Origin of the sequence: Aciditerrimonas ferrireducens (assembly GCF_023130475.1) — a bacterium.
Taxonomy (GTDB): domain Bacteria; phylum Actinomycetota; class Acidimicrobiia; order Acidimicrobiales; family UBA8190; genus Aciditerrimonas; species Aciditerrimonas ferrireducens.
This window is the reverse complement of the sequence record NZ_JAKHEX010000001.1, coordinates 261,050-284,777: the sequence shown is the minus strand read 5'-3', so window position 1 is coordinate 284,777 and position 23,728 is coordinate 261,050. Positions and strand designations below refer to the sequence as shown.

Genomic DNA, 23,728 nt, shown 5'->3' with positions numbered 1-23,728 from the left:
AAGGGCTCGCACGGAGCCTCCCTCGTGCGCCTGGCCGGTCCCGAGGACGAGCGCTTTCGCGAGCGGGTCGTGCAGCCACGCCGAGACCTTCCGGCGGAAGCGACGACCCTGGTCGTCCTCACGCACCGCCTCAGCCGCCACCACTGCTCCCCCAGGGGTCCCACGGCTCGGGCCGCCACCTTGCGCCGAGGGGCTCGTCTCTGGACGCGGACCCGGCGCGAAAGCAGCGCACGAGCGCGTCGTTCACGGCCTTCGGGTCGAGCCCTGGCGGACCGGTCAGGTACCAGCGGGCGAACCACGGCTGCCCGGGACGAGGCGAACCGTCGGGCGACAGGTCGGTGTCGACCCGGAGCCGGAGCGCGTTCACCCGGCGGGGCCCCTTTTCGCTGGCTGGCGACGACGTCGGCGCCGGCCGGCTCGACCCCCGGGCCTCGATGGATGCCACCGAGCGTCGCGCCAAGGACAGCGCCATGACGGCGTCCTGCAGGTCGCGGGCCAGCACCTGGCCGCCGGCGGCCCCCTCGTGGAGGCCGATCAGGCCCGAGGGCCAGCCGTCCTGGGTCCGGGTGTCCCGGAGGAGCTGGGCTCGGTCCGGGGCCACGAGGGCTCGGGGCCCGCCGTCGATCTCGGGATGGGAGCCGGTCACCTCGGTGACCCGCAACGAGCCCCAGCCGTTGCTCGCCCGCGAGCCGAGGGTCCCGAACCGATCGACGAGCCAGAGCACCGTCAACAGCGTCCGCTCAGAGGTGGCAGGGAGCTCGAAGCGGACGGTGAACGAGCCCTGCAGGCAACAGGCCCGTTGGATCGACTGCGGGTTCCGGTCCCGGCCGCGCGCGCGCCAGCTCGCGGCATCGAGCGCCGACCGGCGCCCCCGACCGGCACCGTGCGCCTTTGCCCGGGGACGATCGTCGAAGATCTCTTCAAGTGATTCGGGCCTCAAGTTGACGTGAACCGCGCGCAACCGGACGCTCGAGGGCACGGGATCACCTCCAGGCGAATCCGGACCCCCGAAGAGCCGGGCCTCCTCGGTCCGCAAGCCCTCGACGGTCGGGCTTTCCTGGCTTCCCCACCACCACCGCCGCCACCAGAGCCGCATGAGCGACTTCAGCTCGGTCAGGCGCAGTTCGGCACGGGTCTGGTCGGCACCGCGCGAGATCATGGGCGAGACGAGAAAAAAACGCGCATCCAAACGGATGCGTTGCGTCGGCACAGCCCCCACCGCCGTGACGATAGCACGCGGGCCGCCGTGCCAGCCTCGTTCTCGAGCAGGGCGTGTGCCGACAACCGGGCAATGCCTGAGTCTGGCGAGCCCGACCGAGCCGCACCGGCGGGCCGGCCGGCCGGGGGAGTCAGCAGCGACCTCGCTAACGCGGGGAGCGGCCAGCCCGCGGGGGAGACGGCCACTAGCCTCGGGTGGTGAACCCGCCACCAGCGGGTCCCTGACGAAAGACCCCGGATGAGAAGCTGCCGTGCGGGTCGTTGCCCTCGAGGAGCACTTCACGACGCCGGAGCTCGGCGCTCCCCGCGCCGGGGTGGCCGGCCGGGGCGAGGAGGTGGCGGCCCAACTGCTCGACGTCGGCGAGGGTCGTCTCGCGGCCATGGACGCCGCGGGGATCGACCTCCAGGTGCTCTCCTCCACCGCGCCTGGCACCCAGCACCTCCCCCCTGGTGCGTCGGTCGACGCCAGCCGCCGGCTGAACGATCAGCTGGCCGAGGTGGTGGCCGCGCACCCCGACCGTTTCGCCGGCTTCGCCAGCCTGCCGACCCCCGCCCCCGAGGAGGCCAGCAAGGAGCTCTCCCGCTGCGTCGAGGAGCTCGGGTTCGTGGGGGCCATGATCCACGGCCACACCGAGGGGCGCTTCCTCGACGACCCGAGCTTCGCACCGATCCTCGCTGCCGCCGAGGACCTTGGCGTGCCCATCTACCTCCATCCGACCCTGCCGCCCCCCGCAGTCCGGGACGCCTACTACGCCGGGCTGCCCGAGGCCGTGGCCGCCACCTTGGCCGGCCCTGGCTGGGGCTGGCACGCCGAGACCGCCCTGCACGTGCTCCGCATGGTGGTCGGCGGAGTCTTCGACCGCCATCCCCGCCTCCAGCTGATCGTGGGCCACATGGGCGAGAACCTCCCCTTCTCCTTGGCCCGGGCCGATGCCACCTTGAGCCCGATGGCCACCCACCTGGCCCGACGGGTGGCCGACTACGTCCACGAGCACCTCTGGGTGACGACGAGCGCCTACTTCACCCTCCCGCCCTTCGAATGCGCCCGCAGCGTCATCGGCATCGACCGCATGCTCTTCTCCGTCGACTATCCCTTCGCCGACCCCCTGGCGGGGCGCCGCTTCCTCGACGGCCTGCCGGTGCCCCCGGCCGACCGGGAGAAGCTGGCCCACGGGAACGCCGAGCGCCTCCTGCGGCTGCCCGTCCCGACGGACCCGCCACCTTCGCGTCAGGGACCGGCGTAGGTCCCGGCTCGTTCCGGGAACAGCGCCTTGACCAGCCGGAAGCTGGTGATGTCGCTGGTCGCGTCCATGTGGAGGTAGACGGCGGCGTCCCGGAGGTGCTTCTGGACGCCGACCTCCAGCATGGCACCCGCACCCCCGTGGAGCTCGACCGCGTCCCGGCACACCTCGAAGACCTCGGTGGCGGTGAAGAGCTTGGCGGCCTCGCAGCGGACCTCGGCCTCGGGCTGCCGGCGGTCCACGGCGCCGGCTGCAGCCCGCAGGAGGGCGCCGGCCGCCTCCAAGCGGGTCGCCATGGCCGCCAGACGCAAGGCGACCGCCTGGTGCTCGACGAGCACCCGGCCGCCCTGGACGCGGCTCTGGACCCATTCGGCAGTCTGGGCGAAGGCCTCCTGGCCGATGCCCAGGTTCTTCGCGGCTTGGAGGACCTTGCCGGGACGAAAGTAGATGCCGGCCTTGCCTAGGGCGTCACCGACCGCCAGGACGTGGTCCTCGGGGACGGCGCAGTCCTCGAGGACCAGCTCGCCATTGTTCATGAACCGCCCACCCACGGTCTCGTTGCAGCGGACGACCTCCAGCCCGGGAGTCCCTCGGGGGACCACGAAGCTGCCGGTGCCCGAGAGCATGCCGACGCTCGGATCCGTGCAGGCATACACGACGAAGAGGCTGGCGTCGTAGCCGTTGGAGATGAAGTGCTTCCTGCCGTTCAGGACCCAGCGACCACTCCGGTGCTCGGCCCGGGTGGTCATGGCGGCCTCGGGGACATCGTAGGGCAGCCAGCGGTCCGAGGCACCCTGAGGCTCGGTCAGGCAGTGGGCCATGAGGAACCCCGGTTCGGCCAGCGCCTGGCCGAACCACTCCTCCTGTTGCTCCTCGGGCGCCAGCGCCCGCAGCAGGACCGCAACCTTCCAGTTCTGGACCAACTTGTTCGCGATGACGGCGAAGGTGGCCGCCTCCTTGCTCGGGTCGACCTCGACCCCGCCGAAACGGGCCGGGATGCCCAGGCTCCGCAGCCCAGCCCGGTCGGCCTCCTCGAGGATCTCGCGGGGTAGCCGGTCCGCGGGGTCCATGACCCACTCGCGCTGCCACGCCGACTGCACGAACGGTCGCAGCACCCGGTCGACGTAGCGTCGACAGGTCGCCTGCATGAGGCGCTGCTCCTCGTCGAGCTCCTCCACCAGCCAGTCGCCGGGCAGGTGGCTGGGCGGCAAGGGGGCGAGCCGCCCAGCCCGTTCGGATCCAGGATGCTCAGTAGGCATTGGCCACGAAGAGCTCCTCGGCGGGGAAGCGGGTGATGACCTCGCAGCCCGAGGCGGTCACCACGACCTCCTCCTCGATCCGGGCCGCCGAGACTCCGTCGCTGGCCGGACAGTAGGTCTCCAGGGCGAAGACCATGCCCTCTTTGATCTCCACCGGGTGCTCCAGTGAGTTCAGCCGGCTCACGATGGGCCGCTCGTGGAGGGCCAGGCCGAGGCCGTGGCCGAACTGCAGGCCGAAGGCCTCCATCTCGTCGGCGAAGCCGAACTCCTCGGCCTTGGGCCACAGCCGGGCGATCTGGTCGGTGGTCACCCCGGGCTTGACCATCTCGATGGCGGCGTCGATCCACTCCCGGGCCCGACGGTAGGCGTCGCGCTGCGCGGTGGTCGCCCGGCCCACGCAGAAGGTCCGGTAATAGCAGGTCCGGTAACCGTTGTAGGACTGGATGATGTCGAAGAAGGCCTGGTCGCCGGGGCGGATCATACGGTCCGAGAAGTTGTGGGGATGGGGGCTGCAGCGCTCCCCCGAGACGGCGTTGATGGCCTCGACGTCGTCGGAGCCCTGGGCGTAAAGGAACTCGTTGACCTGGGCGACGATCTCGTTCTCCCGGACACCGGGCTTCAGGATCTCCGAGATGAGCTGGTAGGCGCCGTCCACCAGGGCTGCCGAGGTCGACAGCAAGGCGATCTCGTCCCGGGACTTGACCTGCCGGGCATCCAGCATGACCTGCTGGCCGTCCCGCACCTCAAGGCCGGCCCGCTGCAGGGCGAAGACCATCGGCAGCTCGGCGATGTCCAGCCCGATCGGCTGGTCGGCCACGCCGGCCTCCTCGAGCAGGGCCCTGATCTCGGCCGCGGCCCGGTCCATGAGGCCCGCCTCGGGCGCCACCGAACCTCGCAGGCCCAGCATGCCGGCCCGGGAACGCTCGGGCGCCAGCCAGGGGGCGTAGAGCCGGTGGTGCTTCGCCGCCGACCCGAAGTCCCAGAGGACCGGCTCCTGGCCTCGGGCGAGCAGGGCGTAGCGGCACACCTTGTCCCGGACCCACTCGCCGATCTGCGTGGACGTCAGGTACCGGACGTTGTTCACGTCGAAGCACAGCAGGGCCCCGAGCTCGGAGGCCTCCAGGGCGGCCCGGGCCCGCTCGAGTCGGTACCGCCGCAGCCGGTCGAAGTCCACCCGGACCTCGAAGTCCACCGCCATCCTCCCCGGCGCGGGCGCCAGGGGCAGCTCGCCGAGCGTCTGGATGTCGAGCAGGTCAGCCATGACCCTCCTCCCCGGTCGTGCTCCTCACCCCCACCTCTTCCTCCTCCTTCTGGCCCCCGTCCTTGCCGGGGGCCGCTCACCGTGCGCACCTGCGCTGCGTCACGCCTCGTCGGGCACCTGCTGGTCCCGCCTGGCGGGCGGGGCGACCACACCGCCCAGGCCGTCCTCCACCTCCCGGTCCTCGGGCGTCAGCGTCATCCCGGCCGCCCGGGCCTGGAGGACCAGCAGGGCGGCGAAGTCCTGGTCCGCGAACCCCTCCCCCACCAGGCGCTGGACCAGCTGGTGGACGAGGGCCGCCACCGGCATCGGGACCTCCAGGGCCCGGGCCGCCCCGAGGCCCAGGTCGAAGTCCTTGCGTAGCAGCGTCGAGGTGAAGGTCGCCTCGAAGTCCAGGTGGACCAGCTGGGGGGTCTTGTAGCCGCTGAACACCGACCCCATCACCGATCGGTTCAGGTAGCCGAGGAAGTCGGCCCGCCGCACCCCGGCCCGCTCGGCCAGCACCGTCACCTCGGCCAGGGCCTGGCTGACGACCCCCAGGAAGAGGTTGTGGCACAGCTTCACCAGCCTGGCCTCCTCGCCCTCCCCGACCCAGGTCGAGCCCGACCCGATGGCGTCCAGCAGCGGCCTGGCCTCCTCGTAGGCCCACGCCGGACCCGACACCGCCATCGTCAGCCGCCCCGCCCGGGCCACCTTCGGGTTGCCGCTCACCGGAGCCACCAACAGGGTCGAGCCCCGCTCGGCCAGCGCCTTGCGGACCCGCTCGGACTCCTCGGCCGAGACCGTCGAGCAGTCCACCACCAGCCGCGGGGCCCCCTCCTCCGCCAACAGGCCTCCGGGGCCGCTCACCACGGCCTCCAGGTCCCCGTCGCCCGCCACCGTCACGAACACCACCCCGCACCCGGCCAGGTCCGCCGGCCGCTCGACCACCTTCGCCCCCTGCTCGGCCAACGCCTCGGCCTTCGCCCGGGTCCGGTTGTAGACGGCCACCGCCCGGCCCCGCTCGAGCAGCCGGCGGCACATGGCGGCACCCATCCGACCCGTCCCGATCCAGCCGACCTGCGCTGCCGTCGTCCCCATGCCACTCCTCCCCGCGCCCGGGACCGCGGCCCCGCCCGGTTACAAACGTTTGCATAACCCGGTAACCAGCCTCCTGTCAAGACTCTTTCCGAGCCTTCGGTAAGGCCGGCGCTTCTGCCCAGCTCAACGGGGTCAAGGCCGACGACTACCCGGCGACAGTGGGAGGAACGGGATCGCGCGGCCCGCCGGACGACGGGAGGACATGCCCATCTGGCCCTTGCCGATGACAATCGTCTGCAGTACGGTGCGGCCGTGGCCGACGACCTGGTGCGCATCGCGGTCGCCACCTGGGGGCCCCGCTGCACGGCGAATGGGGTCGACCCCAACGACTTCGCCCGGATCACGAGCCGGGTGGAGCGCTGGGACGACTGGCTGGACGCCTGGTGCGAGGAGGCGGCGGTCCACGAGGCCCTGGGGAGGGCCGCCCTGGCCGAGGGCTGCGGGTTGAGCGCCGGAGCCCACCTGGCCCGGGCGGCGGTCTACTACCACTTCGGGAAGTTCCTCTTCGTCCACGACCGGGAGCGGATGGTGGCGGCCCATCGCAAGGCGGTCGCCTGCCTCGACGCCGCCCTGCCCCACCTCGAACCGCCGGGCCGGCGCATCGCCGTGCCCTACGCCGGTGTCGAGCTGGCGGGCGTCCTGCGGGCCCCGCGAGGCGAGGGTCCCTTCCCGACCGTCCTGCTGCTGCCCGGCCTGGACTCCACGAAGGAGGAGCTGCGGGCGACCGAGGCGCTCTTCCTGGAACGGGGCCTGGCCACGGTGGCGGTCGACGGGCCCGGGCAGGGCGAGGCCGAACTGCTCCTGCCCATCGAGCCGGCGTTCGAGCGACCCGGTGCCGCCATGCTCGACGCCCTGGCGGCCCAGCCCGAGGTGGACGGGGACCGGCTGGCGGTCTGGGGTGTGAGCCTGGGCGGCTACTACGCCTGCCGGGTGGCGGCCGTCGACCCCCGGGTGCGGGCCTGCGTGACCCTGGGCGGGCCCTACGACTTCGGGGCGGTCTTCGACCAGCTCCCGCCGCTCACCCGCCTGGCCTTCACCGTCCGGGCCGGCTGCGCCGGTGAGGCAGCGGCGAGGCGGGCCCGGGAACTGACCCTGGAGGGGGTCGCGGCCCGGATCCGCTGTCCCCTGCAGGTCGTCTTCGGCGGGCGGGATCGGCTCTTCCCGGTCGCCCAGGCCGAGCGGCTGGCGGCCGAGGCGGCCGGGCCGGTGGACCTGCGGGTCCTCGAGGACGGGAACCACGGCTGCGCCAACCTGCCGGCCCACCACCGCTACGCCACCGCCGACTGGGTGGCCCGGCAGCTCGGGGGCCGCCTGGTCGGTCCGGGGGACCCTGCCGCCTAGTCGGCCCGCCGCCGCCCCCCTCCCCCGCCGGCGCCCAGACCCCCCCGGGGGGCCGGGCCGGTGGAGGCCCGGACCACGAGCTCCGGGGGAAGGTAGACGACCTTCGTCGGGCACCCGGGCGTGGCCAGGCGCTCGAGGATCAGTTGGGCGGCCTCCCGGCCCATGGCGTAGTGGTCGAAGCGGACCGAGGTGAGCGGCGGGGAGAGCTGGTCGACGAAGGGCATGTCGTTGAAGCCCACCACCGAGCAGTCCTGTGGGCAGGCCAAGCCCGCCTCGGCCAGGGCCCGGTAGCACCCGAGGGCCAGCATGTCGTTGGCCGCCACGATGGCCGTCACCCGGGGCCGCTGGGCGAGGAGCTGGCGGGCGCAGCGCAGGCCCTCGGCGACCTGGTAGCGCTCGGCCACCACCACGTCGGTCGGCCCGACCTCCAGGCCTTGTTCGGCCATGCCCAGCCGGAAGCCCCGGAGCCGGCCGGCCCCGGTGGAGAGGTCCTGGGGACCGGCCACGTGACCGATCCGCCGGTGCCCGAGGGACACCAGGTGGGCCACCGCCAGGCGGATCCCGCTCACGTCGTCGGCGGCGACCGCCGGCAGGGCCCGGTCCTCGGCCACCCGGTTCACCAGGACCACCGGCAGGTCCTCCTCCCCCGGCCCAGCGGGCTCCGGTGTGCCCCGCCGCACCGTGGCCAGCACCAGGCCGTCTACGTGCCGCTCCCGCATCCGCTCCAGCAGCTGGCGCTCCCTGGCCGGGTCGTCGTCGGTGTTGGCCAGCAAGGCCACGTACCCCCCTTCGGCCAGGCGGTCCTCGATGCCCCGGATCACCGGCGGGAACAGCGGGTTTGCCAGGTCCGGGATCACCACCCCCACGGTGTGGGACCGCCGGGTCCGCAGCGACCGGGCCACCGGGTTCGGCCGGTACCCCAGGCGGTTGGCCGCCGCGGTCACCCGCGCCACGGTGGCCGGGCTCACCAGCCCCGACCCGTCCACCTGGTTGAGGGCCCGGGACGCCGTCGCCGGATGCACCCCGGCCAGCCGGGCCACGTCCGCCAGGGTCACCCGTCTGCTCGCCACCCCCCCAGTCTTCCGCAATCGTCTGCACCCGCGCCGGCGACGGTCGGTGCCGGGCACGACCACCTCGAGGCGGGTACCGCGAGGCCAAGAGCCCCGGACCGGCCCACGGGCCGGGTCAGCCCGGCTGACCGGTCGAGCCCCGCAGGCCGAGGCTCCGGCCGAGCAGGTCGACGAGCACCCGGGCAGTGGCCCCCCAGACGGTCTCGCCGGCCACCTCGAAGAACCAGACCGGGTAGTGGGCGCTGCGCCCGTCGTCCCCCCGGGGCCGCAGCCCCTCGGGCCACCCAGGGCGGGCCGGCCAGCGCTCCTCGTGGAAAACCCCGTCGGCCAGTAGGTCGACCAGGGCCACGTCGAAGACCCGGGCCACCTCGGCCGGGTTGCGCCGCGCCTCGGGTCGGCCGGGGAGCACCCCGACGACCGGCACGAGGACCCGGCGGGAGGAGACCGTGGCCAAGGGATCCAGGTGCCCGACCAGGGTCACCGTGTCGGGAGCCAGGCCGATCTCCTCCCGGGCCTCCCGGCAGGCCGCCACCGAGAGGGCCTCCCCGGGCTCCACCTGGCCGCCGGGGAAGCTGACCTCGCCCCGATGCGACCGCAGATGGTCCGAGCGCCGGGTCAGGACCACCCGGGCCTGGCCGGCCTCCTCGAAGAGGGCCACGAGCACCGCCGCCAGCCGCCAGCCGGCCGGCACCGTCGGGACGGGGGGCTCCCCGGGGAGCACCGCCCCGACCACCTGGGCGACCGAGACCCGGGACCGGGCAGCCACCGGGAGCGCAGCCCAGGGGGCCGGAGCGCCGGGCAGCCAGGCCGCCGGCCGGGGCGGCCAGGACGACCGCTCCGTCCGTATCGGCTCCCCAGCCACGCTTCGGACCGTACCAGTCGAGGTACGGGTCGCCCCGGGTGCTCGGCTCGATGGTCCCCCCGGGCCCTACGATGACCCGGTGGCGTCCCTGCCCGCGGTCCTGGGCGTCGAGCCCGACCGGCCTGCGGCCGCTCGAGGCACCCTGGGCCGGGCCCTGCGCCGGCGCCTGCCGGCGGTGCTGGCCAGCGCCGGCCTCCTCGTGGCGGGGCTCGTCTTCTCGTTCTGGTGGAACCTCCACGTCGACCACGCCGGGGTCTGGTACGAGCCGGCCGACCTCTGGCGGACCACCCTGGCTGCCACCCGCCTGGTCCGGGGCGACCTGGGCGGCCTTTACAGCAACGGGACGAACCTCGTCTCCCTGCCGGGTGCCGCCATCATCCTGGCGCCGGCCGCGGCGGTCATCGTCGGCTTCCACCTGCCCCTGGGCCCCCCCATTGGCACCTCGGCCCACACCCTGGCCTGGGTGGTCCTGCTTCCCTGGACCCTCCTGCTCGCCTCCTCGGTGCTCTTCGCCACCGACCGCCTGGCCCGGCACCTCGGCATCAGCTGGCCTCGCCGGCTCCTGCTGGCCGGGGCCGAGACCGTGGCCCTCTGGAACGTCGTGCCCTACTGGGGCCACCCCGAGGACTGCGTCGCCGTCGCCCTGCTCCTCTTCGCCCTCGACGCCGCCGCCTTCGGCCGCCCGGCCCGCTCGGCCTGGCTCGTCGGGTTCGCGCTGGCCGTCCAGCCCCTCGTGGCCCTGGCCGTCCCGGTGCTGGCCGTCACCGCCGCCGGTGCTCGCCTGCGCCCCACCCTCGCCTACCTGGGCCGGGCAGCCCTGCCCCCCGCCCTGGTCCTGGCGGTGGCCCTCGGGGCGAACTGGTCGGCCACCTGGTACCACGTGGTGGTCCAGCCGAACTGGCCCCACATCGACCGGCCCACCCCCTGGATGGTCCTCGCCCCCCGCCTGACCTCCCAGACGGTGGCCGCCGGCCCGGCCCGCTCGCTGGCCGCTGGCCTGGCCTGCCTCGTGGCCTGGCCGGCCTGGCGTTCCTGGCAGCGAGCCCAGCGCACCGGCGGTCGCCCGGCGAGCGGCCCCGGACCCTGGGCGCCAGCCGCCTTGGCCAGCGTCGTCTGGTGGGTGGCCCTGGCCCTGGCCCTGCGCTGCGCCTTCGAGTCGGTCATGGTGGCCTACTACCTCTGGCCCGGCCTGGCCGTCGGCATGCTGGCCGCCAGCGTGCTGCGCTGGCGGCTGGTCCTCGGGGTGGCCGTGGCCGTGGCCGTCACCCTCTTCTGCAACACCTGGTGGCAGGCCGAGTGGGCCTGGTGGCTGGTGGTCCTGGCTGGCCTGGCAGCCGAGCTGCTCGCCGCCTACCCCGCGCCGCTCCGCCGGGGGCGGGCCGCCCCGCCGGAGCCCCGCGGGTCACAGCCCCAAAAGCTCCTCGTCGCCGAGGCGGGCCGCGTCGGTTCCGCCTGAGGGCACGACGAAGTCCTGGGACCGCACCGCCACGATCCGTCCGGAGCTCGTCCCGGTGCACCAGACGGTGAAGCTCCACTCGACGGTCCTCGACGACCCGCACCGGGGCCAATCGGATGGGGCCCCGACCCGCTGACCGTCCGGCCCGCGCCCCGGGGTTCAGTGGTGGTGGCGGGCGTGCAGCCGGCCTCGGCGGCGGGCCAGCCGACGGAGCTGGAGGATGCGGAGGGTCCCCACCAGGGCCACGACCAGGCCGCCCAGGACCGCGGCCAGGAGCAGGTCGACCCCGAGGGGGATGGTCCACTTCGCCGAGAAGAACTGGGTGGTGGCGTCGTGGAGGTTCTGGAGGATGAAGACGAGGACCACCACCAGGACCACCAGCGCGCCCGCGACCACCGCCCAGGTGGTGGCGGTCTTCGTGATCGGGACCTCGGTGCCGGGGGTGGCCCCCTCCGGCTCGGCCGCTTGGCCACTTGGCGCTTCGGCCGGCGGCTCCTCGGCCCGACCGGCTGGTGGCCCCGATGACCCCGGGAGGCCCTCGGGGGACCAGCCCGGTCCGCTCACCGGGAACGGAGCGCCGCCGCCGGCCTCGGCGGGGCCCTGCTGGGCGTCGTCAGGCGCTGCCACAACCCCATTCTCGCCGACGGGGCGACCGACCGTCGGCCAACGGGGCCAGGGAGGCTACGCCTCGATGAAGATGCACTCCCCGGGGCACTCCTCGGCCGCTTCCCGCACGGCGTCCTCCAGCTCGGCCGGGACGGCCGCCAAGGAAGCCTGGCCACCGGGGTCGGAGAGGACCTGGTCGCCCTCCTTCACGTAGGACAAGCCGTCGTCCAACAGCACGAAGACCTGCGGGCAGATCTCCTCGCAGAGCCCGTCCCCCGTACAGAGATCCTGGTCGATCCAGACCTTCACGACGCCTCGACCCCCTTTCTCGAACCGCCCGGCCCCACCGGACCATCCCGTGAGACGATCTTACTGGTTTCGTCTCACCCGGGTGGCTGCGGGCCGGTCGGGGACCGGACGCGCCGGGGCGGGTCGCCCGGGGAGCTGCTCCCTGGACGACCCGCCCCGTCACACCACTCGGCGCACGTGGGCGCTCCTCGCGGAGCTCACATGCCCATGCCGCCCCCGGCGCCCGCGCCCTGGGCCGCCGGCTCCTTCTTCTCCGGCTTGTCGGCCACCAGGGCCTCGGTGGTGAGCAGCAGACCGGCGACCGACGCCGCGTTCTGCAGGGCCGACCGGGTGACCTTCGCCGGGTCGATGACCCCGGCCTTCACCAGGTCCTCCAGGACCCCGGTGGCGGCGTTCAGGCCGACGTTGCCGCTCTCGGCCTCGACCCGCCGCACCATCACCGCGCCCTCCAGGCCGGCGTTCTCGGCGATCCACTTGAGCGGCTCCTCGAGGGCCCGGGCCACGATGCGCGCCCCGGTGGCCTCGTCGCCCTCCAGCTCCTCGGCCAGCCGCTCGACCGCTGCCCGGCTGCGGACCAGGGCGGTGCCGCCGCCGGCCACGATGCCCTCCTCGATGGCCGCCCGGGTCGCCGAGAGGGCGTCCTCGATGCGGTGCTTCTTCTCCTTCAGCTCCACCTCGGTGGCCGCCCCGACCCGGACCACGGCGACCCCGCCGGCCAGCTTGGCCAGGCGCTCCTGGAGCTTCTCCCGGTCCCAGTCCGAGTCGGTCTCCTCGATCTCCCGCCGGATCTGGGCCACCCGGGCCTCCACGTCCTCCTTGGACCCGGCACCCTCGACGATGGTGGTGTCGTCCTTCGTCACGATGACCCGCCGGGCCCGGCCCAGCTGGTCCAAGGTGGCGTGCTCGACCTTCAGGCCGACCTCCTCCGAGATGACCTGCCCGCCGGTCAAGATGGCCATGTCCTGGAGCATGGCCTTGCGCCGCTCCCCGAAGCCCGGCGCCTTGACGGCCACCGACGAGAAGGTGCCCCGGATCTTGTTCACCACCAAGGTGGCCAGGGCCTCGCCCTCGACGTCCTCGGCGATGACCAGGAGCGGCCGGTGGGTCTGCATGACCCGCTCCAGCACCGGCAGCAGGTCGTGCACCGCCGAGATCTTGCCGTTCACCAGCAGGATGTAGGGGTCCTCCAGGACGGCTTCCTGGCGCTCGGGGTCGGTCACGAAGTAGGGCGAGAGGAAGCCCTTGTCGAACTGCATGCCCTCGGTGAACTCCAGCTCCAGGCCGAAGGTGTTGGACTCCTCGACGGTCACCGTCCCGTCCTTGCCCACCTTGTCGATGGCCTCGGCCAGGATCTCCCCGATGGCCCCGTCCGCCGCCGAGATGGCGGCCACCTGGGCGATCTCCTGCTGGCTGTCCACCTCCTTGGCCTGCTCGGCGATGGCCCGCACCGCGGCCTCGACCGCCTTGTCCATCCCGCGCTTCAGGGCCAGGGGGTTGGCCCCCGCGGCCACGTTCCGCAGGCCCTCGTGCACCAGGGCCTGGGCGAGGACGGTGGCGGTCGTCGTCCCGTCACCGGCCACGTCGTTCGTCTTCGTAGCCACTTCCTTCACGAGCTGGGCCCCCATGTTCTCGAAGTGGTCCTCCAGCTCGATCTCTCGGGCGATCGTCACCCCGTCGTTCGTGATGGTCGGCGCCCCGAACTTCTTGTCGATCACCACGTTGCGGCCCTTGGGCCCCAAGGTGACCTTCACGGTGTTCGCCAACTTGTCGACCCCGGCCTCCAGGGACCGTCGGGCCTCTTCGTCGAACCTCAGGATCTTCGGCATGGCTCCCGTTCCTCGTCGGACTCGGGCCCGATCGCGGCGAACCGCCCCAGGGGGGCGCTCCCGCCCAGGGGGCCGCCGCGACCAGGCGTGGGGCCGAACGGCCCCGGTTACTTCTGGACCTTCGCCAGGACGTCCCGGCTCGAGAGGATCAGCAGGTCCTCCCCGTCGACGGTGATCTCCGTCCCGCCGTACTTCGAGTAGACGACGGTGTCACCCACGGCCACGTCCAGGGGGATGACCTCGCCGGTCTGCTCCGCCCGACGGCCCGGGCCCACGGCGAGCACCTCGCCCTGCTGCGGCTTCTCCTTGGCCGTGTCCGGGATGACCAGCCCCGAGGCGGTGGTCTCCTCGGACTCTCCCGGCCGGACGACGATGCGGTCCTCGAGGGGCTGCAGCTTCATCGCAGGTTCGCCTCCTGTTGGGCGTTAGCACTCGAACCTTACGAGTGCTAACAGTAACGGACGGCGGGGCGGCTGGCAACCACCCCGGTCCGCGACAAGCCCGCGGCGAGGGCCGTGTCCGGTCCCTTCAGGCCCCGGCCAGGACCCGTTCGAGGGGCAGCCCGGCCCCGGGCTCGGCCGGCTGGTCGAGTGGGGAGGGCCCGAGGTGGGTCAGCTGCCAGGCGCCGGCCGCGGCCACCATGGCGGCGTTGTCGGTGCACATGGCCCGGCTGGGCACCGCCAGGGCCAGGCCCTTGGCCGCGCAGGCGTCGGCGAAGGCGGCCCGCAGGGCCCCGTTGGCCGCCACCCCGCCGGCCAGGCAGATGCCGCTGGCCCCCACTGCCTCGGCCGCCCGCAGGCCCTTGGCCACGAGCACGTCGACCACGGCCTGCTGGAAGGAGGCGGCCACGTCCGCGTCCGAGGCGTCAGGCCGGGCCCGCACCGCCCGGACCACCGCCGTCTTGAGGCCCGAGAACGACAGGTCGAACCCCTGGTCGAGGAGGGCCCGGGGGAAGGCGAACGCCGTGGGGTCCCCCGCCTTGGCGGTCCGCTCGATGGCCGGCCCGCCTGGGTAGCCGAGGCCGAGGAAGCGGGCCACCTTGTCGAAGGCCTCGCCGGCGGCGTCGTCGAGGGTCTGGCCGAGGAGCCGGTAACGGCCGGGGCCGTCCATGGCGAGCAGCATGGTGTGGCCGCCCGAGACCAGGACGACCACCACGGGCCAGCGGAGCTCGGGGTGGTCGAGGAGGGCGGCGAAGCAGTGGCCCTCGAGGTGGTTCACCCCGACGAAGGGCACGTCCCAGGCCATGGCCAGGCCCTTGGCCAGGCTCGAGCCGACCAGCAGGGCCCCGACCAGGCCCGGCCCAACGGTGGCCGCCACGACGTCGACCGGGGCCCGCCCCGGGTCCGCCCCCAGCCCGGCCCCGTGCAGGGCGTCGCCGACCACGGGGGGCAGGAGGGCCAGGTGGGCCCGGCTGGCCAGCTCGGGGACCACCCCGCCGTAGCGGGCGTGGACGTCGACCTGGCTGGAGACCACGGAGGACCGGATGGTGCCCGCCTCGTCGACCACGGCGGCCGCCGTCTCGTCGCAGGAGGTCTCGATGCCCAGGACCAGCACGGCCGCAGCCTACCGGTCCTCGGGCCCCTCGCCTCGGGCGGCCAGCTCGGCGGCGATGGCCGCCAGGCGGGCCCGGTACTCGGGGGTGTCGACGTCCCGGGCCCACATGACCAGGGCGTCCTCGTTCGTCTCGGGGTAGTAGTTCCGCCGCAAGCCCACCGGGGCGAAACCGAAGCGCCGGTAGAGGGCCTGGGCCCGGTCGTTGCCCACCCGGACCTCCAGGGTCAGGTGCCGCACCCCAAGGGCCGGGGCGGCCCCGGCGGCGTCGAGGAGCAGTGCCGTGGCCACCCCCCGACCCCAGGCCCCGGGGTCGACGGCCACGGTGGTGACGTGGCCCTCGTCGACCACCACCATGAGCCCCAGGTAGCCGACCACCCGCCGGCCGGCCAGGGCCACCCGGTAGCGCCGGGAGTGACGCTGGGCCAGCTCGCTCAGGAACAGCCCGGGGGTCCAGGGCCGGGGGAAGCAGGCCTCCTCGATGCGCAGCACCTGGGGCAGGTGCCGGCGGGTCATGGCCACCACCGCCACCGCTCGGCCCCCCACGGTGGGGCCGGCGACGCCCGGCTCGGGTCCCTCGACGCTCAGGACGGCGACGCCCCTTCGACCGGCGGGGGCGCACCGTCGGGCGCCCCGGGGGGCTCGACGCGGGGTCGGGTGGGGTGCCGGCGAGCCCAGTCGATCTGGGCGTCGGCCTCCCGGAGGTAGAGCGGGCCGACGGCCTCGGGCGACTGCGCCCGCCCAGCGGCCAGCTCGGCGAGGGCCACCTCGGCGAGGAGCCCGGGGGCGAGGCCGGCGAGGGCCGGGTCGGCCACCTGCCCGCCAGCCCGCTCCATCTCCTCCCGGTACCGCCATGCCCCGTCCCCGAGCAGCAGGGGGACCCGGCCGGCGGCCACGAGCTCCTGGACCACCCAGGCGAGGGCGGCCGGCGGCCCGACCTCGGGCTTGCTCGCCGTCGGGGCCGGCGCGCCGGTCCGCCACCACGGGGCCGTCCCGTCCAGCTCGGCCTGGCTCCAGAACACCTCGCCCCGCCGGGCGTCCACCACGGCCAGCACCGGGCCCCGCGCCCGCAGGGCGGCGGCCCCGGCCAGGAGCAGCTGGAGGCTGCTCAGGCCGACCACCGGCCGGCCGAGCCCCATGGCCAGGCCCTTGGCGGTGGCCAGGCCCACCCGAAGGCCGGTGAAGAGCCCCGGGCCGACGTCGACCGCCAGGGCGTCGAGGCCCGCCAGGGTGACCTGGGCGAGCCGGCAGACCTCCTGGATCGCGGGGGCCAGGGTCTCGGCGTGGCGCCGACCCCGACCCAGGCGCACCTCGGCCAGCAGCCCCCGCTCGTCGGCCAGGGCCACCCCGGCCCCCTCGGTCGCCGACTCCAGGGCCAGCAGCACGGCCATCAGCGCTCCTCTCCGGTCCCGCCCGGCCCCTGCCCCCCTGGCTGGCGGTGCGCCACCCTGGCCTCCGCCAGCAGCCCGAGCCCCGCGAGGGCCGCCTCCAGGGGGTCCCGCCGGCCCGCCCAGCTGGGCGGCAACCAGAGGGCCAGCTCTCGGGCGTCCTCGTCGGCGGTCGGCTGGAGGACCAGCGTGACCTGCTCGGGCCCGAGGACCTCGCTCGCCACGTCGCCCCACTCGACCAGGGCGGCCGCCTGGTCCTCGACCAGCTCCGCCAGGTCCAGGTCGAGCACCTCGGCCAGCTGGTCCAGCCGGTAGAGATCGGCGTGGAGCAGGGTCCGCACCGGCGCCCCCGCCCCGCAGCGGTACTGGCGGACCAGGGTGAAGGTGGGGCTCACCACCGGGTCGCTCACCCCGAGCCCCTGGCCGACCCCCTGGGCGAAGGTGGTCTTCCCGGCCCCGAGGTCCCCGGCCAGGACGAGCAGGTCACCGGGTTGGAGCAGGCCGGCCAGGGCCCGGCCGACCGCCCGGGTCCCCTCGGGGCTGGCCGTGCGGACCACCAGGTCGGCGCCGCTCACGAGCGGGCCTCCTGGGCCGGGGCCACGAGCAGCTCCTTCGCCCGGACCAGGTCGGCGCGCATCTCGGCCACGACCGCCGCCCCGCCCCGGAGGGCGGCCGCCGGATGGTAGGTGGGGACCACCCAGGCGCCCTGGGGCCCCGGGTGGACCCGGCCCCGCAGCCGGCGGATGCCCTCGCCGCTGGCCAGGACGACCTGGCTGGCGAACTTGCCGAGGGTGACGATGACGCTCGGCTCGATGGCCGCTAGCTGCCCGTCCAGGTAGGGCCGGCAGGCGGTGATCTCCTCGGGCCGGGGGTCCCGGTTGCCCGGTGGCCGGCACTTCACGACGTTGGCGATGTAGCACTGCCGTCGGTCCACGCCGAGCTCCTGGCGGAGCAGGGCGTCGAGGAGCTGGCCGGACCGCCCCACGAAGGGCTCGCCCCGAAGGTCCTCCTCCCGCCCGGGGCCCTCGCCGATCAGGACCAGCCGGGCCTCGGGGTTCCCGACCCCGAAGACCACCTGGGTGCGCCCGGCGGCCAGGGCGCAGCGCCGGCACTCGGCCGCGGTGGCGGCCAGGGCGGCGAGGCGATCGGCAGCGGTGGTCATGGCCGACCCCCTGCCCTCAGCTGCCCGCCACCTTGGCCGCCAGGTCCTCGAGCAGCCGGGCCAGCTCCCGGGGCCGCTCGAGCATGGGCATGTGACCGGCCCGGGGTAGCTCGACCAGCTCGGCCCGGGGCAGGCCCTCGGCGAGACGCCGGGCGTGGCTCGGGGGGGTCAGGTGGTCGTGGGTGCCGACCACCACGAGGGCCGGCAGGTCGACCTCCACCAGTCGGTCGGCCAGGTCGAAGCGGGCGAGGACCGGCAGGAGGTGGGCGAGGGTGGTCATGGGGGTGGCCTCGGCCAGCTCGTCGGTCATGGCCACCTGGACCGGGTCCGGGTCAGGGCCGAAGGCGCCCCGGGCCGCCCACCAGCGGACGTCGGCGCTCGGGAGGGCCGCCGCCCCGAAGCGCTGGGCCAGGAGGACCGCCCGGGCACCGAGGGCCGAGACCGGCCCCTGCAGGCGGCCCCCGCCGGGCCAGCCGGCGGTCGGGGCGGCCGAGGTGTCGACCAGGGCCAGGCCGGCGACCCGACGCTCCCGCCAGTCGGGGTCGGCGTCGACGAGCAGCTGGAGGGCGACCATGCCGCCCATGGAGTGGCCGACCAGGACGGCCCGCTCGACCTGCAAGGCGTCAAGGACCTGGCGGACGTCGGCTGCGAGCCGGGCCATCCCCCCTTCGAAGCCGTCCCGGCCGGGCTCGGAGGCCCCGTGGCCCCGCAGGTCCAGGGCCAGGACCCGGTGGCGCTCCCCGAGGGCGGCCAGCTGGCTCCCCCAGACCCGAGCGGCCAGGGTGATGCCGTGGAGCAGGACGATGGGCTGCCCCTGGCCCCGTTCGAGCACGTGGGCGACCCCGCCGTCGTCCAGCGTCACCCGGTGCTGGACCACGTCGTCGGGCACCGCCAACCCGGCGGCCCGCTCGGCCCGGGCCTGGGCCGCCTGCTTGGCCCGGCCTGCGGCCCGGTGCTGGGCCAGGTAGCCGGCGACCAGGCCGCCTCCCGCCCCGAGGCCGGCCAGCAGGCCCGCCAGCTTCAGCCGTCCCCGAGACCGCCTGGGCGTCCTTGGCACCTGGCCACCTCCTCCTCGCTCGCCGCGCCGCCTCGGTCCTCCTCGTCGACCGGCACCCGGGGCACCCGGGGCCCGATGTGGCAGAGGACCTCGTAGGCGATGGTGCCCAGGGTACGCGCCCAGTCCCACGCCGTCAGGCTGGTCGTCCCCTGGCGGCCGAGCAGGACCGCCTCGTCCCCCACCTGGACCGGGTCGTCGCCGCAGTCGAGGAGCAGCTGGTCCATGGTGACCACCCCGGCCAGGGGCCGGGGGCGCCCCCCGACGAGGATCGCCAAGCCGGCCTCGAAGGCCCCCCGGGGGACCCCGTCGGCGTAGCCCACCGGCACGACCGCCACCGTGGCCGCGTGGGGCAGGGCCCGGCGACGGCCGTAGGACGGGCGGGCCCCGGCCGGCAGGCGCTGGACCCGGGTGACCCGGGCTCGCCAGCGGAGGGCCGGCTCGAGCCCGAGCGCGTCCGCCGGCGCGGCCAGGGCCTCGCTGGGGGCCAGGCCGTAGAGGGCGATGCCGCAGCGAACCAGGTCGTAGCGGGCCTCGGGCCGGGTGAGGGCCGCGGCCGAGTTGGCGGCGTGGGCCAGGAGCGGGGGCAGGCCGGCGGCGAGCAGGCGGCGGCGGGCGGCCTCGAAGGCCCGGAGCTGGCCGGTGGTGAACGCCTGGTCCTCGGGTCCGCTCCCGTCGGCCACCGCCAGGTGGGTCCACAGGCCCTCGAGGACCAGCCGCCCGCTGTCGGCGACCGCCTGGGCCAGGCCCAGGAGCTCCTCGGGGGCGCAGCCCGCCCGGTGCATGCCGGTGTCGACCTTCAGGTGCACCGGCCAAGGCCCCTCCCCGGCCGCGGCGGCGGCGGCTCGGACCCCCGCAAGGGTGTCCAGGGTCGGGGTCAGCCGTCCCGACCGGGCGGCCCGGAGGGCCTCGGGGGTCGGCTGGGAGAGGACCAGGACCGGGGCCTCGATCCCGGCTCGCCGGAGGGCCAGGCCCTCGTCGACGGTGGCCACGGCCAGCCAGCGGGCCCCACCAGCCAGGGCGGCCCTCGCCACCAGCTCGGCCCCGTGGCCGTACCCGTCGGCCTTCACCACGGCGCAGAGCCCCGCCGGGGCGACCAGGCGGGCCAGGCGGGCGGCGTTGCGCCGCAGGGCCCCGAGGTCCACCTCGACCCAGGCCGGCCGGTGCCAGGAGACCGCCGGCCCGACCGGCGCCCTCGGGGCGGCGAGCGGCCCGGCCCCAGGGACGGGGTCCGCCGGCCCGTTCACCGCCAGCCTCGCCGGGTGGCCAGCCAGGTCCGGAGGGGGGCCACCGGGAGGGGGCCGGGGGCGGGCCCGGCACGCTCGGCGGTCGAGAGCCACCTCGCCAGGAGCTCGGGCAGGTCCCCGGCCACGAGGCCATGGGACCAGCCGAGGGCGGCGGCTCGCCCGTGGGCGTGGGCGGCCAGGGCCCCGGCCTGGCTGGCCGGCAGGCCGGCGGCCAGGAACGCGCCGGCCACCCCGGCGAGGACGTCGCCGGTGCCGGCGGTGGCCAGGACCGGCGAACCGGCGGTGACCAGCCAGGCTCGACCCTCGGGTTCGGCCACCACCGTCGTGCTGCCCTTTAGCAGGCAGGTGCAGCCGCTGGCCTCGGCCAGCCGACGGGCCGCCGCCAGTCGGTCGGGCCCCGGCGCGCTGCCGAGCAGCCGGCTGGCCTCACCGTCGTGGGGGGTGAGCAGGACGTCGGTGCCGCCCCGGGGCCGGCGGTTCACGAGGGCCCGAGCCTCGCTGGCCGTGCCCAGGGCGAAGAGGGCGTCGGCGTCGAGGACCACGGGGAGGGGGCACTCGGCCACCACCCGCCTGACGGCCGTCGCCGTCGGCTCCTGGCGACCCAGGCCCGGCCCGAGGACCAGCGCCCGGCAGCGCTCCGCCAGGGTCAAGGCGGCCGGGGCCCAGTCGGTGGCCGGCAGGCTGAAGGCCACGGCCTCCCCGATGGGCAGGGACGGCTCGGCCACCCCCGGCAGGCCGAGGCGGACCATGCCGGCCCCGGCTCGGGCGGCGGCCCGGGCGCAGAGCACCGCCGCGCCGCGCATGCCGGGCGAGCCGGCCACCACCGCCACGGCCCGCTGCCACTTGTGGGCCTCCCGTGGACGGCCCGGCAGCCAGGCCAGGTCGGCGTCCTCCAGGAGCTGGGCGCGGGCCCGAGACGGGTCAACGCCGATGTCGGCCACCAGGACCGTCCCGGCCAGCTCGGCCCCCTGGCCCTGGAGCAGGCCCGGCTTGGGCGCCGCGAAGGTCACGGTGGCCCGGGCGGCGAGGGCCCGACCCGAGACCGCGCCGGTGTCCCCGTCGACCCCCGAGGGGATGTCGCAGGCCAGCACCCAGGGGTCACCGAGGAGCTCGGGGGCCTCGTAGCTGCCGCGGAAGCCGGTGCCGTAGGCGGCGTCGATGAGCAGGTCGGCCCCGGTCCCGACCGCCGGGGGGCCGGGCCGGGCCGCGAGGACCTCGACGGCCGCGCCCCGGTCGGCCAGGAACCGGCCGGCCACGGTGCCGTCGGCCCCGTTCGAGCCGGGCCCGGCCAGCACGGTCACCCGGGCCCCGGCGACCCGGCCGCGGCGCTCCCGGAGCAGCTCGGCCGCCACCAGGCCGAGGGCCCGGCCGGCCCGGGCCACCAAGGCGGCGTGGCTCGTCCGTTCGAGGGCCTTCGCGTCGGCGGCCCGCATCTCCTCGACGCTCAGGACCGGGATCACCCGGACACCTCCTGGACGCCCCGCTCGGCCACCACGAGGGCCAGGGCCAGCTCGGCGGTGTGGCTGAGGGAGAGGTGCCACTGGGCCACCCGACGGTGGGCGGCCAGCTTGGCGGCCCGCCCGGCCAGGTGCAGCGCGGGTGGTCCCGGGGCGACCCGCTCCACCCAGACCTCCTGGAAGCCGAAGGCCCCCAGACCCACGCCCAGGGCCTTCATGGCCGCCTCCTTGGCGGCGAAGCGGACCGCCAGGGACGGGACGGGGTCGTGCTGGCGGGCCACGTAGGCCAGCTCCGCCGGGTGGAACAGCCGGTCGGCGACCGCCGGCCGGCGGGCCAGCAGGGCGCGGAGGCGCTCGACCGCCACCGCGTCGAGGCCGACGCCGGCGATGGCCCCGACGAGGGTCCCGGCGACGACGCCGCCCCCAGCCCCCGTGCCCTGGGCCCCGGGCTGGCCGGCGATCCCCGAGCCCACCACCGGCCTCACTCCACGGTGACGGTCTTGGCCAGGTTCCGGGGCCGGTCGACGTCCCGGCCCGAGCGCCGGGCTACCTCGTAGGCCAGCTGCTGGAGCGGCACCACGTCGACCAGGGGCGAGAAGAGGGGCTCGGTCGGGGGGACCCAGAGGACCTCGTCCGCGTGCTCGGCGGTCCGCTCGTCGCCGTCGCTGGCGAGCGCCACCACCCGGGCCCCCCGGGCCCGGACCTCGGCGAGGTTGGCCATGAGCTTCTCCCAGAGGGGCTGGCGGGTGGCCACGGCCACCACCACGGTGCCGGGTTCCACGAGGGCGATGGGGCCGTGCTTGAGCTCGCCGGCCGGGTAGGCCTCGGCCCGGACGTAGGCCAGCTCCTTCAGCTTGAGGGCTCCTTCCATGGCCACCGGGTAGCCGACGTGGCGCCCGAGGTAGAAGACGTCCCGGGCACCGAGGAGGGTCTCGGCCACCGCCGCCACCGCCGGCCCCCGCTCGACCGCCTGGGCCACGAGGTCGGGCAGGGCGGCGAGGGCCTCGAAGAGCTGGCCGGCCCGCTTCGGGGCCAAGGTGCCCCGGAGCTGGGCGAGGTGGAGGGCCAGGAGCTCCAAGGCGGCCAGCTGGGCCACGTGGGTCTTGGTGGCGGCCACGCAGACCTCGGGACCGGCCCGGGTGTAGAGCACCCCGTCGGCCTCCCGGGCCAGGGACGAGTCCACGACGTTGCAGACCACGAGGGCTCGGGCCCCGTTGTCCCGCCCGTGGCGGACCGCCTGGAGGGTGTCGACCGACTCGCCGGACTGGCTGATCCCGACCACGAGGGTCCGCTCGTCGAGGACCGGGTCCCGGTAGCGGAACTCCGAGGCCACCTCGACCTCGACCGGCAGGCGGGCCCAGTGCTCGATGGCCAGCTTGGCCACCAGGCCGGCGTGGTAGCTCGAGCCGCAGGCCACGACCGCCACCTTGTCGACCCGGCGGAGCTCCTCCTCGGGGATCCGGACCTCGTCCAGGCCGATGCCCTCGACCGGGTGGAGCCGGCCGACCAGGGTGTCGGCCAGGGCCTCGGGCTGCTGGGCGATCTCCTTCGACATGAAGTCCGGGTAGCCGCCCTTCTGGGCCTCCTCGAGGGTCCAGGCGACCTCCAGGCGCCGGGGGGCGACGGGCCGGCCGCTCCGGGCGTCTTGGACCTCGCAGGCCCCCGGACGGAGGACCGCCAGCTGGTCGTCGTCCAGCACCCAGGTCTCCTCGGCCTCCCCGAGGAGCGCCGGCACGTCCGAGGCCACCAGGGCGGCGCCGCTCCTCGCCCGACCGAGGACCAGGGGGGACACCCGCCGGGCGGCCACCAGGAGCTCGGGGGTGGCGGCGTGGACGACCACCAGGGCCAGGGTCCCGCGCAGCTGGGCCAGGACCTGGCGGACCGCGGCGGGCAGGTCACCGGCCGCCGGTCCGGCCAGGGCGTCCTCGAGGAGGTGGGCGACCAGTTCGCTGTCGGTCTCCGAGCGCAGCTCGTGGCCGGCGGCCAGGACCTCCCGGCGCAGCTCGTCGACGTTCTCGACGATGCCGTTGTGGACCAGGGCCAGCTGGCCGCTGCAGTCGACGTGGGGATGGGCGTTGGCCTCCGATGGCCGGCCGTGGGTGGCCCAGCGGGTGTGGCCGATGCCGGCAGCGGCCGGCGGGGCGCCTTCGGTCAGCTTGCGGAGCTGGGCCACCGACTGGGTGCCGCCAGCCGCCCGGACTCGCCAGAGGCCCTGCCCTTCGGCCAGGACCACCCCGGCCGAGTCGTAGCCCCGGTACTCCAGGCGCTCCAGGCCCTGGAGGAGGAGTTGGAGGGCGTCGGGCCGGCCGGTGACCCCGATGATGCCGCACATGGGCCCCCAGG

The 23,728-nt window shown here is 75.4% G+C and carries 23 protein-coding genes; 3 read left to right on the top strand and 20 right to left on the bottom strand.

The genetic code is table 11. From position 1 onward, the window contains the following. Positions 1-130: 130 nt before the first annotated feature. On the bottom strand, positions 131-1,159 hold the full coding sequence (locus Acit_RS01415) for an RAMP superfamily CRISPR-associated protein (protein ID WP_248105181.1): 1,029 nt from the start codon (positions 1,157-1,159) through the stop codon (positions 131-133). A gap of 310 nt (positions 1,160-1,469) precedes the next feature. On the opposite strand from Acit_RS01415, the gene Acit_RS01410 reads away from it, so the two are divergent. Next, positions 1,470-2,462, top strand: coding sequence for an amidohydrolase family protein (locus Acit_RS01410; protein ID WP_248105180.1), 993 nt, complete (start codon positions 1,470-1,472; stop codon positions 2,460-2,462). Here Acit_RS01410 and Acit_RS01405 read toward each other — a convergent pair. From Acit_RS01405 to Acit_RS01395, 3 genes are all read right to left on the bottom strand, one after another. Continuing rightward, the gene (locus Acit_RS01405; RefSeq protein ID WP_248105176.1) at positions 2,447-3,718 is read right to left on the bottom strand and encodes an acyl-CoA dehydrogenase family protein; all 1,272 of its coding nucleotides are present in this window, start codon (positions 3,716-3,718) and stop codon (positions 2,447-2,449) included. The two genes, Acit_RS01410 and Acit_RS01405, sit on opposite strands and share 16 nt — an antisense overlap. Then, complete coding sequence (locus Acit_RS01400; RefSeq protein ID WP_376745993.1) at positions 3,708-4,916, bottom strand: M24 family metallopeptidase; 1,209 nt, start codon at positions 4,914-4,916, stop codon at positions 3,708-3,710. Before Acit_RS01400 ends, Acit_RS01405 begins: the two co-directional genes overlap by 11 nt. A 162-nt stretch (positions 4,917-5,078) precedes the next feature. After that, positions 5,079-6,056: an NAD(P)-dependent oxidoreductase gene (locus Acit_RS01395; protein ID WP_248105174.1), complete on the bottom strand. Its 978-nt coding sequence runs from the start codon at positions 6,054-6,056 to the stop codon at positions 5,079-5,081. A 252-nt stretch (positions 6,057-6,308) separates the two neighbouring features. Here Acit_RS01395 and Acit_RS01390 point away from each other — a divergent pair, with 252 nt between their 5' ends. After that, entirely contained in the window at positions 6,309-7,397 is a 1,089-nt protein-coding gene (locus tag Acit_RS01390; RefSeq protein WP_248105173.1) for an alpha/beta hydrolase family protein, read from the top strand. Here Acit_RS01390 and Acit_RS01385 read toward each other — a convergent pair. Next, entirely contained in the window at positions 7,394-8,467 is a 1,074-nt protein-coding gene (locus tag Acit_RS01385; protein WP_248105167.1) for a LacI family DNA-binding transcriptional regulator, read from the bottom strand. The two genes, Acit_RS01390 and Acit_RS01385, sit on opposite strands and share 4 nt — an antisense overlap. A gap of 115 nt (positions 8,468-8,582) precedes the next feature. Then, positions 8,583-9,233 (bottom strand): NUDIX hydrolase, encoded by a 651-nt coding sequence (locus tag Acit_RS01380; protein WP_248105165.1) that lies wholly within the window; start codon positions 9,231-9,233, stop codon positions 8,583-8,585. Positions 9,234-9,408: 175 nt separating this feature from the next. On the opposite strand from Acit_RS01380, the gene Acit_RS01375 reads away from it, so the two are divergent. Continuing rightward, a complete protein-coding gene (locus Acit_RS01375) occupies positions 9,409-10,785 on the top strand; it encodes a hypothetical protein (RefSeq protein ID WP_248105163.1) in 1,377 nt (458 codons plus the stop codon). A 159-nt stretch (positions 10,786-10,944) separates the two neighbouring features. On the opposite strand, the gene Acit_RS01370 is transcribed toward Acit_RS01375, so the two are convergent. The 14 genes from Acit_RS01370 to glmS all read right to left on the bottom strand — a co-directional run bounded on the left by Acit_RS01370 (position 10,945) and on the right by glmS (position 23,717). Beyond that, the gene (locus Acit_RS01370) at positions 10,945-11,412 is read right to left on the bottom strand and encodes a hypothetical protein (protein WP_248105162.1); all 468 of its coding nucleotides are present in this window, start codon (positions 11,410-11,412) and stop codon (positions 10,945-10,947) included. Positions 11,413-11,466: 54 nt separating this feature from the next. Next, positions 11,467-11,700 (bottom strand): ferredoxin, encoded by a 234-nt coding sequence (locus tag Acit_RS01365; RefSeq protein ID WP_248105161.1) that lies wholly within the window; start codon positions 11,698-11,700, stop codon positions 11,467-11,469. Positions 11,701-11,897: 197 nt separating this feature from the next. Then, positions 11,898-13,526 carry a chaperonin GroEL gene (gene groL / locus Acit_RS01360; RefSeq protein ID WP_248105159.1) on the bottom strand — a complete coding sequence of 543 codons (1,629 nt, stop codon included), beginning with the start codon at positions 13,524-13,526 and terminating at the stop codon, positions 11,898-11,900. Positions 13,527-13,633: 107 nt separating this feature from the next. Further along, positions 13,634-13,927: a co-chaperone GroES gene (gene groES, locus Acit_RS01355; RefSeq protein ID WP_248105156.1), complete on the bottom strand. Its 294-nt coding sequence runs from the start codon at positions 13,925-13,927 to the stop codon at positions 13,634-13,636. A 127-nt stretch (positions 13,928-14,054) separates the two neighbouring features. Further along, a complete protein-coding gene (tsaD, locus tag Acit_RS01350) occupies positions 14,055-15,080 on the bottom strand; it encodes a tRNA (adenosine(37)-N6)-threonylcarbamoyltransferase complex transferase subunit TsaD (RefSeq protein WP_248105155.1) in 1,026 nt (341 codons plus the stop codon). 9 nt (positions 15,081-15,089) lie between these two features. Further along, positions 15,090-15,623, bottom strand: a complete 534-nt coding sequence (gene rimI, locus Acit_RS01345; protein ID WP_248105152.1) for a ribosomal protein S18-alanine N-acetyltransferase — start codon at positions 15,621-15,623, stop codon at positions 15,090-15,092. 38 nt (positions 15,624-15,661) lie between these two features. Further along, the gene (gene tsaB / locus Acit_RS01340; RefSeq protein ID WP_248105151.1) at positions 15,662-16,468 is read right to left on the bottom strand and encodes a tRNA (adenosine(37)-N6)-threonylcarbamoyltransferase complex dimerization subunit type 1 TsaB; all 807 of its coding nucleotides are present in this window, start codon (positions 16,466-16,468) and stop codon (positions 15,662-15,664) included. Continuing rightward, complete coding sequence (gene tsaE / locus Acit_RS01335; protein WP_248105150.1) at positions 16,468-17,040, bottom strand: tRNA (adenosine(37)-N6)-threonylcarbamoyltransferase complex ATPase subunit type 1 TsaE; 573 nt, start codon at positions 17,038-17,040, stop codon at positions 16,468-16,470. Before tsaE ends, tsaB begins: the two co-directional genes overlap by 1 nt. Beyond that, complete coding sequence (locus Acit_RS01330) at positions 17,037-17,627, bottom strand: uracil-DNA glycosylase (protein ID WP_248105148.1); 591 nt, start codon at positions 17,625-17,627, stop codon at positions 17,037-17,039. Before Acit_RS01330 ends, tsaE begins: the two co-directional genes overlap by 4 nt. 16 nt (positions 17,628-17,643) lie before the next feature. Continuing rightward, positions 17,644-18,684, bottom strand: coding sequence for an alpha/beta fold hydrolase (locus Acit_RS01325; protein WP_248105147.1), 1,041 nt, complete (start codon positions 18,682-18,684; stop codon positions 17,644-17,646). Further along, positions 18,648-19,928 (bottom strand): alanine racemase, encoded by a 1,281-nt coding sequence (alr, locus tag Acit_RS01320; RefSeq protein WP_248105145.1) that lies wholly within the window; start codon positions 19,926-19,928, stop codon positions 18,648-18,650. Before alr ends, Acit_RS01325 begins: the two co-directional genes overlap by 37 nt. Beyond that, on the bottom strand, positions 19,925-21,388 hold the full coding sequence (locus Acit_RS01315; RefSeq protein ID WP_248105144.1) for an NAD(P)H-hydrate dehydratase: 1,464 nt from the start codon (positions 21,386-21,388) through the stop codon (positions 19,925-19,927). Before Acit_RS01315 ends, alr begins: the two co-directional genes overlap by 4 nt. Next, positions 21,385-21,870 carry a holo-ACP synthase gene (gene acpS, locus Acit_RS01310; RefSeq protein ID WP_248105143.1) on the bottom strand — a complete coding sequence of 162 codons (486 nt, stop codon included), beginning with the start codon at positions 21,868-21,870 and terminating at the stop codon, positions 21,385-21,387. The genes Acit_RS01315 and acpS overlap by 4 nt, the downstream gene beginning before the upstream one ends. Continuing rightward, positions 21,867-23,717, bottom strand: coding sequence for a glutamine--fructose-6-phosphate transaminase (isomerizing) (glmS, locus tag Acit_RS01305; RefSeq protein WP_248105142.1), 1,851 nt, complete (start codon positions 23,715-23,717; stop codon positions 21,867-21,869). Before glmS ends, acpS begins: the two co-directional genes overlap by 4 nt. Positions 23,718-23,728: the final 11 nt, after the last annotated feature.

What these genes read in the sequence shown, in the direction of transcription:
- Acit_RS01400 (WP_376745993.1), bottom strand. Translation starts at nt 4,916, where the DNA reads ATGGCGGTGGACTTCGAGGTCCGGGTGGACTTCGACCGGCTGCGGCGG.
- groES (WP_248105156.1), bottom strand. Translation starts at nt 13,927, where the DNA reads ATGAAGCTGCAGCCCCTCGAGGACCGCATCGTCGTCCGGCCGGGAGAG.
- glmS (WP_248105142.1), bottom strand. Translation starts at nt 23,717, where the DNA reads ATGTGCGGCATCATCGGGGTCACCGGCCGGCCCGACGCCCTCCAACTC.
- Acit_RS01395 (WP_248105174.1), bottom strand. Translation starts at nt 6,056, where the DNA reads ATGGGGACGACGGCAGCGCAGGTCGGCTGGATCGGGACGGGTCGGATG.
- groL (WP_248105159.1), bottom strand. Translation starts at nt 13,526, where the DNA reads ATGCCGAAGATCCTGAGGTTCGACGAAGAGGCCCGACGGTCCCTGGAG.
- Acit_RS01415 (WP_248105181.1), bottom strand. Translation starts at nt 1,159, where the DNA reads ATGATCTCGCGCGGTGCCGACCAGACCCGTGCCGAACTGCGCCTGACC.
- Acit_RS01330 (WP_248105148.1), bottom strand. Translation starts at nt 17,627, where the DNA reads ATGACCACCGCTGCCGATCGCCTCGCCGCCCTGGCCGCCACCGCGGCC.
- tsaB (WP_248105151.1), bottom strand. Translation starts at nt 16,468, where the DNA reads ATGGCCGTGCTGCTGGCCCTGGAGTCGGCGACCGAGGGGGCCGGGGTG.
- Acit_RS01405 (WP_248105176.1), bottom strand. Translation starts at nt 3,718, where the DNA reads ATGCCTACTGAGCATCCTGGATCCGAACGGGCTGGGCGGCTCGCCCCC.